Raw genomic sequence first — 11,923 nt, forward strand, 5'->3', positions numbered from 1 at the left:
GTTATTTGCCGATGTAAATATAGACGGGGAAATGGTCGCTGAAACCGCCCTGGAAATCGTTGCCGACGAACGTACGCAACGGATAACCCTTGTACTGGCCGCTCTTCTGGATCATGTAGGGACGCCGGAAGATGCCGCCGTAGAACTTGCCGACGGCCAGCAACCGCAAGGTGCCGGCAGGAGCGTCGACCAGATTGGCCGAAACGACGATATTATCGAACAAGTTCCAAGAATCGCGGTAAGCCAACGTACCGTAACCGGCCTTGAGCAAGGCGATGAACGGATTGAACATGTCGCCGGGCTGCACCTCCTGGGGCTTGCCCTTGGCGCCGAGGCCCTCGACGATGCTGTCGTCGGTAGCGTCGTCGTTCAAGTCGCCCATGACCACGACCTTGGTGGCAGGATTGGCGCACTGCACCGAATCGACGATCTCCTTGACACGACGTGCGGCGGCCATACGCTTGGGGTCGGAAGCCTCCTTGCCGCCCAGGCGCGAAGGCCAGTGGCTGACGAGGAAGAAGAAAGGCTCGCTATCGATGGTGCCCCACATGGTAACGAAATCGCGCGTACGGAAGTCGGGCAACTCGGGCATGTGGAACGGAATGGGCGCGCTGCCCTCCAACTTGAAGACATCGGGCCGGTAGTAGAATCCGACATCGACACCGCGGAGATCGGGCGAATCGTAATGCACGACACGATAATCGGCATGCGCCAACTTGGACTGGGCAATGACGTCTTCCATGACATTGCGGTTCTCGATCTCGGAGACGCCGATCACGGCGGGGAAGTCCTTGTCCTCGACAGCGATGTCGAACAACACGCGTTCGAGGTTGGCGATCTTCTTGTTGTACTTGGTCGAATTCCACCTCTTCAACCCCTCGGGCGTGAACTCCTCGTCGAGCACATCGGGGTCGTTGATGGTGTCGAAAAGGTTCTCGAAGTTGTAGAAGACCACCTTGTAGGGTTTCTGGGCGAAACAAGCCACGATCAACGCGGCGAACAATCCTGTAAGAAGGAATTTCTTCATAACGGCTTATATTAAATACGATTGATTCGAAAATTCGGAGGTCATCGAAAAAATTTTTGTACAACAATATTCATTCAAATACTCCAGTCCGTGGGGTTATGTTGGGCTTTGACCTGCGCAGCGGCATCGGCCGGGATGTTGCGGAAGAAAGTGAAGCCGGTTTTCTGCTCGATATCGGCGATCGAGGTCGAATAACGGCTCAACGGCCCGGTATTCGACGCGTCATTGGCGAACCAGAAACCGATGCCGTAGAGCTGGTCGGCGGAACTCTCCCACACGGCCCGCCGCCCGGAAGAACGCAGCAACACTTTCCAGCAATGCGACGGATAGGCGACCTTATTGCCGCTTGCGTCGGTAATCGTCCGGTCGTTGCCGAAATAAGTTCCTGTCACGACAAAGATCGTATCTTGGCGGGAAAACCCCATATTATCGCGTATCTTTTTCTCCAACTTGGCCCAAATATCTCCATTGAAATCATAGTTCTGCGGCATGATGTTGGTCGCGTAGAAAGTCATGGCATTGGTGGCCTCGTTGCTGTATCGGTCGGCCGAGGGGCACTGATGACCGCGCACGGCATCACGGCCGAAAGCCCGGACGACATTGGACTGCTCCGACTGGGGAATGGCGGGCTGCTGGTTATTGGGATCGTAAGCCCATCGGTTGGTACGCACGACCGACGGCTCGACGTAATTGGTAGTGAGGGGATAAGCGACCCAATGCGACACGCGCTTCTCCTTATCGAAGCAAATGGAGTAATTGCGGACGCGACCGCCCCGGGTAAGGGTCGTATAATAAGTTTTGTAGGTATAATCCTCGTTCTTCTGATAGGCAGGCTGTTCGCCCCACTGCCGGTCGAAGAACGCCGTAGGGGAATAAGCCAACTGCCGTAGCGTCAACGTAATAACGGACTGGCCGGAGGCACCGACGACGATAGTCGCCGAACGATCCTCGTCGCTCTCGTTGCGCGCGAGGTAGATAATCAGATGGATGCCGACCGTGCCGGACTTTTCGAGCACGACGCTGGCACCGGAAGCGAACGGCTCGAACGAACACCAAGCGCTGTCGCCGCTCTGGCTGACGATCGCGGCGGCAAAAGGCCTCTGCTCGCCGACGGTAACGATCCGATCCGTTGTAGTTTCGCAATTTACGGTCTCTGCGGCGAGCTGCACCACGAGCAAACCCTGGTCGTCATCGCCGCATCCCGCAAAGAGAAGAAGAAAACCCGCAAGTACCCACGCGGGCAAATGGAATTTGCAGAAAACAGACATTCCGAAAAACAAAAAGAGAAAAGTGTTTCAAAGAAACCGAACTCTTGGCGGGGATAATATCCCGCCAAGAGTTGGGTTTCAGAAAAGATTACAAATCGAATTCGATCGGAACACGAAACTTATTCGCTATAAACCAGTTTCCAACTGTTGACCTGAAGGTTCTTATCAGCAAACAAAACCAGACGATAAGGCGTATTTACGGCCGTTCCAGTGCAAGCGAACTCATGAAGCTGTCCCTTGTCGTTGGTTGTAGAGGTAAAGTCCGTACTGTACTTGACACCGGCAGCATCTACAATATTCAGCACATTGGCTGTGGCCATAGCTTCGCCGCAAAGAATCTCTACCGACACCAACTTATGGCCTTCGACAGCCGGGAACTCGATATAAGAATCTTTTTTACCCAAGAACAAGGCTGCTTTATATTTAGCGTTGGCCACAGTGACGCCAATACCATAACATTTGGTCGTAGCCTTTATGTTATAGTCGTAGCCATCGATAGTTACCTTTTTATTCCCGGTAAAACCATTCGCGTTGGACCACGGAATACCTATGGCTTCGAGCTGCTCTTGAGTCGTGAATTCCGCTTTCAACACCTTGTCCGTAGCAGAAACAGCACGATCCTGCTCCACGGCGAGTTCTGCCAGTTTGTCCGAGCCGATCTTGGCAACAAGCGTAGCTACATAAGGAGCACCGCTGTCATTGGCACCGACCGCATTGATGGTAACCGACGTATTATCCTGCTGCGGTGCAGTGAACTTATCGGCATTGGCACCCTCGAACAAGAACTCGACGAGCGCACCCTCGGGCAGGTTCTTCGTTACGAACTCGATCTTCTGCTGTTGGGGAGTATTACCGTCGAAAACTGCGGGTTTAGTAGTAAATACCAACGTCGGAGTCGTGGTATTCTGTGCGATCTCACGAACCATGATGTTGATCTTGGATGTGTCGAAACCAACGGCGAAACCCTTGATGTCGACCACATCGCCGCTCTTCAAGCCTGCGTAATAAGTATCGAGACCATAAGCGAGCGTTACCTTTTTCGCAGTGTAACCGGCCACCTCCACCGTATAGGTGTTGTAGGAAGTGCCAGTCTCGATGTTCAGCACGCCGGTCAACGACACGTACTCGTACTTCTTGTCGCTATCGTAAGCGGTCAGCGCAGCAGCGTCGAAGACTACCGGCTCGGGCAGCACGAGAGTCGAAGCGCCGCCGATCTCGGCCTCGAACTTCGAGAACTGAAGCAGACCGTTGTACTCGACAACCTGACCCTTGACGGTAATCGTCTTGTTCACATCGTTGATGTAGGGATTCGAATCCTGCTTGCTCCAATCATTGTTGAACGCGAGCGTGTAACCCGTACCGTCGGCTAACAACAGCCCCTTCTGGTAAACAGCGACGAGCGTAGCCTCGACCTCGTAATTGCCAGCCTTGAGTTCGTTGATCTTTGCCTTGGTGTACTCGATGGCGGGAATCTCGCCGGTAAGCTGGATATCGGCCGCCGTACGAGGCTTGACCTGCTTGGTGCCGTTGTACTGGCCTGCGATACCGATCAGCGAACCGCTCTTCTGCGGAACGATCGTGGCACCGATGGTCGCCTTGCTGCCCATGTAACCGACGAAAGTCTCATCGTTGAAAGTCATGAAGTTTACGTTGCCCTTGTTGGACGAATTGTACCAAGCCTCGTTGTAGTTGTCGGTCGGATAGCAATTCTCGATCTTCACGACCATCGACTCGTAGTCGAGCAGCTCGGCGGGAGTCACGACTACCGGTTCGGGAGCGTCGCCGGGCCAGGTGCTGACCGCTGCATCGTTGTTAAGCGTCAACTGGATGACGTTGCCATAGGTACCTACCTGTGCACCGGCCATAGGAATCGAAATGACCGTACCGGCTTCGGGCTTCAAGGTAGAGAACTGCGAATTGCTCAACGTCAGACCGGCATCCTTGACCGGCGTCGCATCCTGCACGGCGATATAGAACGCATCGCCCATGTTGCCGCCCTCGGCATCGGAGCCGACAACGCCCGTGATGGTCATGGCAGCCAGCGCCTCGCTGACGGGCTGCTTGGTCTGCGTGGGTTTCATCGCCTTGAGCAAAGCACGGATGGCTGCGACGTTGGTCTCGGGCGTAGCCTTGCCGTCTGCGGACTGACGGATGGAAATCTTGGCAGTCTTGGTATAAGGCACACCGTAGATGAGACCCGAAGTCGAAAGTACAGCGAACGCGGAACGCTCCGAAACACCTACGGGAAGAGCCTCGACGGCCGTGAACTTGACCGACGTCACGCCGGCGTTGCCCGAAAGCACGCTGGCCGTGCACCACGCCTGCTCCTGCTCGAAAGCGAGCGTCCAGACACCCGACGACACGACAGAGACTTCGGCAGTCTGATCGCCTGCCGCACCCGTGACGCCGAGCGCCACGGCACCCTTGCCATCGACCGTGATGGAAGCCTCGGCACCGCCGCCATTGTCATCATCCTTGTCCGAACAAGCAGCGAAAGCCATTACAGCCAGCGCCGAAAAGAACAAGGAACGCCAAAAATTGAACCTCTTCATAAAAATTGATTTTTAAGATAAAACAATTGTGGTTTCCGTTTACACTTTCAACATCCTATTACATAATAGTAATATTGATGTTCAAAGTTAAAATTATTTTACATACGAACAAAGTCCCTGCCACCTTTTTTCTGTTCTGAACGGTTCGAATCGTAATATACTGCATCGAAACGGCTTTTATAACGGGTAAAAAAAATCCGGCGCCAGTCTTATTTCAGAACCGGCGCCGGAAAAACGATCGTCAGCGGATCCGATCGGCCGCCCGCACCAACACCTCGTCGTGCACGATGGCCCGCGCGGCCAACCAGACGAACAACAGAGCGACCAACGGCAAGATGATGGCGGGACGCAGCCCCTGCGCCCGGAACGTCAACTCGGAGAAGACCCGCCAACTGAGAAAATAATATACTCCCTCCATGACGGCGGCACCGACCAGCAACACGGCTTCGACTACGCAAAGCCGCAGCTGCAACATACGCCGCTTGAAAAGAAAAACGACGAGCAGAGGCAAGGCACAAGCCGCCGCCAACAACACGCCCATATAAAAAGCGGGCTGCACGGACTCTCCGCCGAGCGTGCGCAACGCGAAAGCATGGAGCCGGAACTCGCCGGCATCGCCCCCGAACCAAGCCAGGGGTGCAAAAAGCGTGACGGCGAGAAGCGCCGAGACGACAAGCAAATAAAGCGTCTGGATACGTTGTATCATAACTCAAAGATTTTTATCGATCAGATATTTATTCCGGTCGGACGACCCGCGGTTGATCAACTCGCCCAAGAATCCGGCCAGAAAAAGCTGAACGCCGAGCACGACGGCCAACATGGCCAGATAGAACAACGGCTGCTCGGCGACGGGGCGCAACGGCAGCGCATGGAACTGCTTCCACAACTTGTCGACGATGATCCACACCGTAGTGCCGCCGCCCAAGAGGAACATCAAGGTGCCCAGACTGCCGAAGAAATACATCGGCGAACGTCCGAAATGGGACATGAACAAGACGGTAATCAAATCGAGATACCCCTTGACCATGCGTTCGAGTCCGAATTTCGAATGACCGTATTTGCGGGCGCGATGCTCGACGACCTTCTCGCCGATGCGGCGGAAACCGGCCTGCCGCGCAAGGATGGGTATGAACCGGTGCATCTCGCCGTAGACCTCGATGGCCTTGACGACCTTGCGCCGATAAGCTTTCAATCCGCAATTGAAATCGTGCAGCCGGATGCCTGAAGCAGCACGCGCCGTCCAGTTGAAAAACTTGCTGGGCCACCGCTTGCCGACGGGATCATGGCGCTGTTTCTTCCACCCCGACACCAGATCGAAACCCTCTTCGAGCACCATCCGCCGCAACTCGGGAATTTCGTCGGGCGAATCCTGCAAATCGGCATCCATCGTGATGACGACCTCGCCCCGGGCGGCCTCGAAACCGCAGTAGAGCGCGGCCGACTTGCCATAGTTGCGGGCGAACCCGATGCCCCGAAGGGCGGGATAATGCGCCTTCAACTCCTCGATGCACTCCCACGACCCGTCCGTCGACCCGTCGTCGACCATGATGATTTCGTAGGAAAACGCATGTCCGACCGCAACCCGATCGATCCATGCGACCAACTCGGGCAACGACTCCCGCTCGTTGAAAAGCGGCACGACGACCGAAACATCCACGCTATTCATGGTCGGAACCCTTATCGGAAAAGAGTTGCGGAGCACGCGCCGAGACCCCGGCGACGATCAACCCGAAGACGGCGCCGAAAAGCAGACTCGACCAGATGCCGCTCCAGATCGTGGCAAGAAGCGAAGGTTCAGGCATATGCTGCAACTGCTCGACGAGCATCGTCACGGAGGCATTTTGAGCGCCGCTCATGCTGACAAGCTGCGACAAAATGTCGGTAATCTTCTCGACATAACGATCATACCCCAGCACCAAATGGAGATAGATATAATTGGCCGCACCGAGAATCACGCCGGCCAACAACGACATGGCGAGCGCATAACCGTAGCCCTGCCCGAATGAGAAACCCTCCTCGACAGCATAGAGCGCGGAACGCTGACGTGTGAAACGAAGCAACAGATAGATATGCAGCGCCACGACGGCCAACCACTCGAAGATAATGACCGCATAAAGGCCCAACTTGCCGGAAAGCGCCATGCCGGTCTCCAAAACGGACGACGCGGCCAACAACAATCCGATGTAAGCTCCGCACCGGGCAGCATCGCTCCAAAAAGATTTTTTCATGACAACCATATGTTTTATGTTCATATTCAAGCTACTTTTCTTACCCCTCCCGAACGAACCCGACGCTGCGCAACACGCTACTTCAACTCGCCCTTGCCTTCGCGCAAAATTTCCGGTTCGTCGCCCGAGAGGTCGACGATCGTCGTAGGCTCCGACTCCCCGACGCCGCCGTCGACGACCCACTGCACGTCGCGTCCGTAACGCTCGTAGATCGACTCCGGATCGGTCGCATATTCGGGTGCGCACTCGTCCTCGGGCAATGAAGTCGTCACGAGAGGCTCTCCCAACGCCCCGACGATGGCCCGCGCCACGGGATGGGCGGGAATACGCACGCCGACGGTCTTGCGCTTGCCGAGCGTCTTGTCGGGCACGCGCGACGAAGCGGGCAACACGAACGTGAAAGGCCCGGGAAGATTGCGCTTGAGAATCCGGAATGCGGCGTTATCCACGCGACAGAAACCGGCGACCTGCGCCAGATCGGCGAAAACCAAAGCGAACTGCGTCTCCTTGCCTTTCAACCGCCGCAGGCGTTCGATGCCCTTGACCGACCGCACCGCACACCCGAAAGCATAACGGCTGTCGGTGGGATAAATCACGACTCCGTCGTCGGCAAGCGCTGCGACGACTCGCCGCAACTCACGCTCGGAAGGATTCTGTGCGTAGATTTTCGTCAGCATAGACTACAAATATAGGGAAAAACAGCGGAAAAGAGGAAACAACCCGAAAATAAAACGCAATGCGGCATCGACCGGCCGCCAGGCGCTTCTTTCGGAAGCCGGCGCATCCGGATGCAAAAACCCCATCCATCAACCCATCGCACCGAATTTTCTTTCGAACAGCGCCCGGTTTTTCTCGCCCCAGGCGATCATGGCGTCGATGATCGGCAGCAACGACCGCCCCAATGAAGTAATGGCATATTCCGAACGCGGCGGAAGCTCCGCGAAAATGGTCTTCGCGACCAACCCGTCCTCGGCCAGCTCCTTGAGTTGAAGATCCAACACGCGCGGCGCGGCTTCAGGCAGCGCCTTGTGCAACCCGCTGGGGCGCATCGGCCCACGACGCAGCTCGTCGAGAATACAAGACTTCCATTTGGAATTGATCAGGCTCATGGTCAGCCGCAACGGACAACTTAAATCGACGGGTATTTTCCTTTCGTACATAACACGATTCGCTTATATGATACAAAAATAGGTATAATAGCCAAATTCGAATATATACCGAAAAAATTTTCGGCACCCGAATCATTTTTCGGTACTTGCGCAAAAGACCGCCGCCAAGTAATTTTGCAACGGTCAAACCAACAACACAACCAACATGCGCGATTCGATCAAGGAATACGAAGCAGTCGAAGCGGCTGCCCTGAAATTCGTAAAAAGCGTAGCCGAAGGCGACAGCCGCCACGCACGCGAACTATTTACCGACGATGCAGTGCTGTTCGGTTTTCTCGACGGAAAACTGGAACGCGGCTCCATCGAACAATTCTACCGCAACGTCGACACGGTCGACGGCGGCCAAGAGTTCAAGGCCCGCATCGATGTCGTGGCCATAGAAGAGACGCTGGCCGTAGTCCGCGTTCTCGAAGAAAACTGGGGCGGACGCATCGATTTTACCGACTACCTGTTGCTGCTGAAAATCGACGGCGAATGGAAATGCGTGGCGAAAGCCTACAACCAGAACTCCGACACCATCGAGAAATAAAAACAACGATCCGAACCGGAAGCCGCGCAAGAATGGCAACATGTCAAACCAAGAGAGCAGCCCGAACGATACGGACTGCTCTCGTTTCATATGCCCTCCGGCTTCCGGCCGGCTACTTGATGTTCCTTCGGTTCAACTCGGCACTGTAAGCCCGGGCATTGGCGTTGTGCTCCCGCAGCGTGCGGGCGAAGTTGTGGTAACCGTCGAACTCGGGCCTTGCACAGAAGAAGATGTAGTCGTGCTCCTCGAATCCGAGCACCGCCTCGATGGCGTCCTTGCCGGGCATGCAGATGGGCGAAGGCGGCAATCCTCTATTAATATAAGTATTGTAAGGCGACGGATATTTGAGGTGGCGGTAGAGGATGCGGCGCAACGAGAAATCCTGCATGGCATACTTGACCGTCGGATCGGCCTGCAACGGGATGCGTTTGCGCAGGCGGTTGATATAGACACCGGCGATGCGGGGCATCTCGTCGCTTTTGCGGGTCTCCTCGTAGACGATCGACGCCAGGGTCATCACCTCCAGGCGGCTCAACCCGCTGCGCTCGCGGCGGGCGTCGCGCTCGGGCGTCCAGAAACGGTCGTACTCGCGCCGCATGCGCTGCAACAACTCCTCGGGCGAAACCGTCCAATAAAACTCATAGGAATCGGGAATGAACATCGAAAAGAGCGTCAAGCTGTCGAAACCGACGGCCGCAGCCGCCTCCTCGGAAGTCAAGACGCGCATCAAAGCGGCCGAATCGGCATCGATCTGCCGGGAGAGCTTGCGGGCCAGCTGGCCCGGCGTGCGGACGTTGTTGATCGTCACGCGCACGGGCGTCTGCATGCCGAACTTGAGCATGCGCGCCACGCCGAGCACATTCATCCCCGGCTCCAAGACGTAATGCCCAGGTTTGAACGACTCGGGCAGCCCGATGCGCCGGGCATAGCGGCGGAATGCGGCCCGATGCTTGATGCGGGGCTTCAGCGAATCGAGCAGCCCGTCGTAATCGGTCTGCGAACCAATGAAAAGTTCGCTCCGCTCAGGCACGGCATTGCCCTTGAACTGCACGACTCCCATGGCCACCGTCACGGTACCGACAAGAAGCGAAACCAAGACTATATAAAAAAGGATTTTTCTACGCATCGCATGAAATTTTTTGCAAAGATATAAAATTTTCCTACTTTTGTGCCCGGGTGAGTCTCATACGACCAGCTCCCGTAGAATCCCCCAGGCGAGGAATCGAGCAAGGGTATACGGTCGTAGCGGTGCGATATGAGTAGCTCACCCTTTTTTCGTACCCCTATGCAAACGGCGGGTCGTGCTGTGAAACGACCTGCCGTTTCATCTGCAAAGCCCCCGCCGTCGCACCGAAACAGGCAATCCGCTCCTTGCACAAAAACAAGGGCGGCCCGACGTATGTCGGGCCGCCGCATTTCCATGAAGCACCTCTAAAACACCACTTTGGCGCCTACGGTGCAAGCAACCCGAAAATCGGGATACCAAGGATAGTCGTAGAGCCTGCGGTCGAGCAGGTTGCGGCCCTCGGCGAAACAAGAGACCCGACCGGAAATCTTCCACTCGAAATCCACGCCCAGATCGATGGCGAACGGCACGCTGAACACCTCGTCGGAAAGCGTCTCCGCCTGCGGAACAGGCATCGACCACCGCCGCACGCTCTCGGCCCGGGCCGAGATGCCGCACACGATCTTGCGCCCCTCGTAACGAATGCCTGCCCGACCGCGGAAATGCGGCTCGCCGTTCTTCAGCTTGCGTCGCTGACCGTACAAAGACAATGCCTCGTCGTTGTAAAGGTAACCATGCACATCCAGATCGACCCGCAGGCCGTCGAGCGGCCGCCAGACGGCCTCCCCGTTGATCGAAGCGACCGTCTGCCGGGCTTGAGCCGGTGCCATGACACCGGAAAAAAGTCCGGTCTGCGGCCCGGCATAGGGAACGCCGTACCAATAAACATGGTTGTCGCGGATAACGCAAGCAACATAAATACGATAATCGAACCGATCGCGCCACACCGTACCGCCCAGCCCCAACCGGATATTGTAATCGACCGAACTCTTGCTGAGCCGCGATCCGGCGGCAAGATAAGGATTCAACTGCGAAAGCGAACGGAATCCGTTGTCACGGACAGCGCCGTCGGCCTCGACGAAAGGCCGGAACCGGCGGTTGCCCAGATCGAAATCGAACCGGGCGAAAGGCACGACATAATTCCTGCAATCCTCGCCCAAGACCTTGTCGTGGCAATAATCTGCGCCCACGACAAAACGCAACAGATCGCCGTCGAAACCGTAACGGGCACCGGCACGAATCTGCTGCTGCTCGTAATCGAACAACGATCGATGTCCGTCGGCCCACTCGTAACCGGCCTGGAGAGTAAAATGATGGCGCCCGAAAGCGCGCCCGATGCGGGCATCGGCACCCAGAAGGCTTTGCCAAGCCCGCTGCGAAATATCCGAATGATCGAAAAACGCACCTCCATGCACGGCGACCTCGAAATTGAACCGATCCATATTCTGGAAATCGTCGCCGAAGCGCAGATCGAAGTTCGCATCGCCGTAATCGACCAACGATCCGGGAGCGGCTTCCCCGCCGACCAACGGAGCCTTGGGCCGGGCGGCACCGTAGCGATGGTAAAGCCGGTTGTCGTAACTCAGCCCGCCCTCCAGCACACGGCGGCCGAAATACTTGCCCAAGGCAACGCCTGCACGGTTGTGCATCCGGATGGAATTGATCTTCTGCCCGAACGTATTCCGCACGTCGGCATATTTCCCCTGATGATTGAGGTATCCCACAACATAACCCGTACCGGGATGCTGGGTCGAGGCATAGAAATCGACGACCGAATTGAGGGGATACCCGGCCCCGGCCTTGAGGTAACATGTCCGCGGACGGTTGAACTCCCAATAAGTGACCGTGGCCGGCCGAATGGGCCGGATCTGCAACTCCATGCCGATAGGCAGCGGCGTGACGGCGTATTCGAACTCGGGATACATCTTGACCGTATCGGTCATCTCGGGCTGCACGGGGAGCTTCGCGGCGCTCTCCAGACTGGGAACATATGCCTTCGTTACCTCGACCTGCTTGCCGACCTGCGCCGAAGCGAGACCCGGCAAGACGAACGCCGCGACAAGGGCTGTGAACACTTTCTTCAT

11 protein-coding genes and 1 other RNA gene are annotated in these 11,923 nt (G+C 56.3%); 2 read left to right on the plus strand and 10 right to left on the minus strand.

Annotation, left to right across the window (positions count from 1 at the left end):
* Window position 1: 1 nt before the first annotated feature.
* The 8 genes from QZ298_RS07235 to QZ298_RS07270 all read right to left on the minus strand — a co-directional run bounded on the left by QZ298_RS07235 (window position 2) and on the right by QZ298_RS07270 (window position 8,235).
* Window positions 2-1,027, minus strand: coding sequence for an endonuclease/exonuclease/phosphatase family protein (locus QZ298_RS07235; protein ID WP_296007398.1), 1,026 nt, complete (start codon window positions 1,025-1,027; stop codon window positions 2-4).
* A gap of 74 nt (window positions 1,028-1,101) precedes the next feature.
* Complete coding sequence (locus QZ298_RS07240) at window positions 1,102-2,295, minus strand: DNA/RNA non-specific endonuclease (RefSeq protein ID WP_296007401.1); 1,194 nt, start codon at window positions 2,293-2,295, stop codon at window positions 1,102-1,104.
* A 119-nt stretch (window positions 2,296-2,414) separates the two neighbouring features.
* Window positions 2,415-4,847 (minus strand): DUF5689 domain-containing protein, encoded by a 2,433-nt coding sequence (locus QZ298_RS07245; protein ID WP_296007404.1) that lies wholly within the window; start codon window positions 4,845-4,847, stop codon window positions 2,415-2,417.
* Window positions 4,848-5,088: 241 nt separating this feature from the next.
* Window positions 5,089-5,553, minus strand: a complete 465-nt coding sequence (locus tag QZ298_RS07250) for a DUF4293 domain-containing protein (protein ID WP_296007406.1) — start codon at window positions 5,551-5,553, stop codon at window positions 5,089-5,091.
* A gap of 3 nt (window positions 5,554-5,556) precedes the next feature.
* Window positions 5,557-6,513 carry a glycosyltransferase family 2 protein gene (locus QZ298_RS07255; RefSeq protein WP_296007408.1) on the minus strand — a complete coding sequence of 319 codons (957 nt, stop codon included), beginning with the start codon at window positions 6,511-6,513 and terminating at the stop codon, window positions 5,557-5,559.
* Window positions 6,506-7,075 (minus strand): DUF4199 domain-containing protein, encoded by a 570-nt coding sequence (locus QZ298_RS07260; RefSeq protein WP_296007410.1) that lies wholly within the window; start codon window positions 7,073-7,075, stop codon window positions 6,506-6,508. Before QZ298_RS07260 ends, QZ298_RS07255 begins: the two co-directional genes overlap by 8 nt.
* Window positions 7,076-7,152: 77 nt before the next feature.
* A complete protein-coding gene (locus tag QZ298_RS07265) occupies window positions 7,153-7,752 on the minus strand; it encodes an L-threonylcarbamoyladenylate synthase (protein ID WP_296007413.1) in 600 nt (199 codons plus the stop codon).
* Window positions 7,753-7,881: 129 nt separating this feature from the next.
* Window positions 7,882-8,235, minus strand: coding sequence for a helix-turn-helix domain-containing protein (locus QZ298_RS07270; RefSeq protein WP_296007416.1), 354 nt, complete (start codon window positions 8,233-8,235; stop codon window positions 7,882-7,884).
* 154 nt (window positions 8,236-8,389) lie between these two features.
* Between QZ298_RS07270 and QZ298_RS07275 the strand changes: the two genes are divergently transcribed.
* The gene (locus QZ298_RS07275) at window positions 8,390-8,773 is read left to right on the plus strand and encodes a nuclear transport factor 2 family protein (protein ID WP_296007419.1); all 384 of its coding nucleotides are present in this window, start codon (window positions 8,390-8,392) and stop codon (window positions 8,771-8,773) included.
* 112 nt (window positions 8,774-8,885) lie between these two features.
* Here the strand turns inward: QZ298_RS07275 and mltG are convergent, their stop codons facing one another.
* Entirely contained in the window at window positions 8,886-9,899 is a 1,014-nt protein-coding gene (mltG, locus tag QZ298_RS07280; protein WP_296007421.1) for an endolytic transglycosylase MltG, read from the minus strand.
* A 48-nt stretch (window positions 9,900-9,947) separates the two neighbouring features.
* On the opposite strand from mltG, the gene ffs reads away from it, so the two are divergent.
* Window positions 9,948-10,046: signal recognition particle sRNA small type (ffs, locus tag QZ298_RS07285), an RNA gene on the plus strand.
* Between the two features lie 158 nt (window positions 10,047-10,204).
* Here the strand turns inward: ffs and QZ298_RS07290 are convergent.
* A complete protein-coding gene (locus QZ298_RS07290; RefSeq protein WP_296007423.1) occupies window positions 10,205-11,923 on the minus strand; it encodes a hypothetical protein in 1,719 nt (572 codons plus the stop codon).

Source organism: uncultured Alistipes sp. (assembly GCF_910580175.1).
Classification (GTDB): Bacteria; Bacteroidota; Bacteroidia; order Bacteroidales; family Rikenellaceae; genus Alistipes.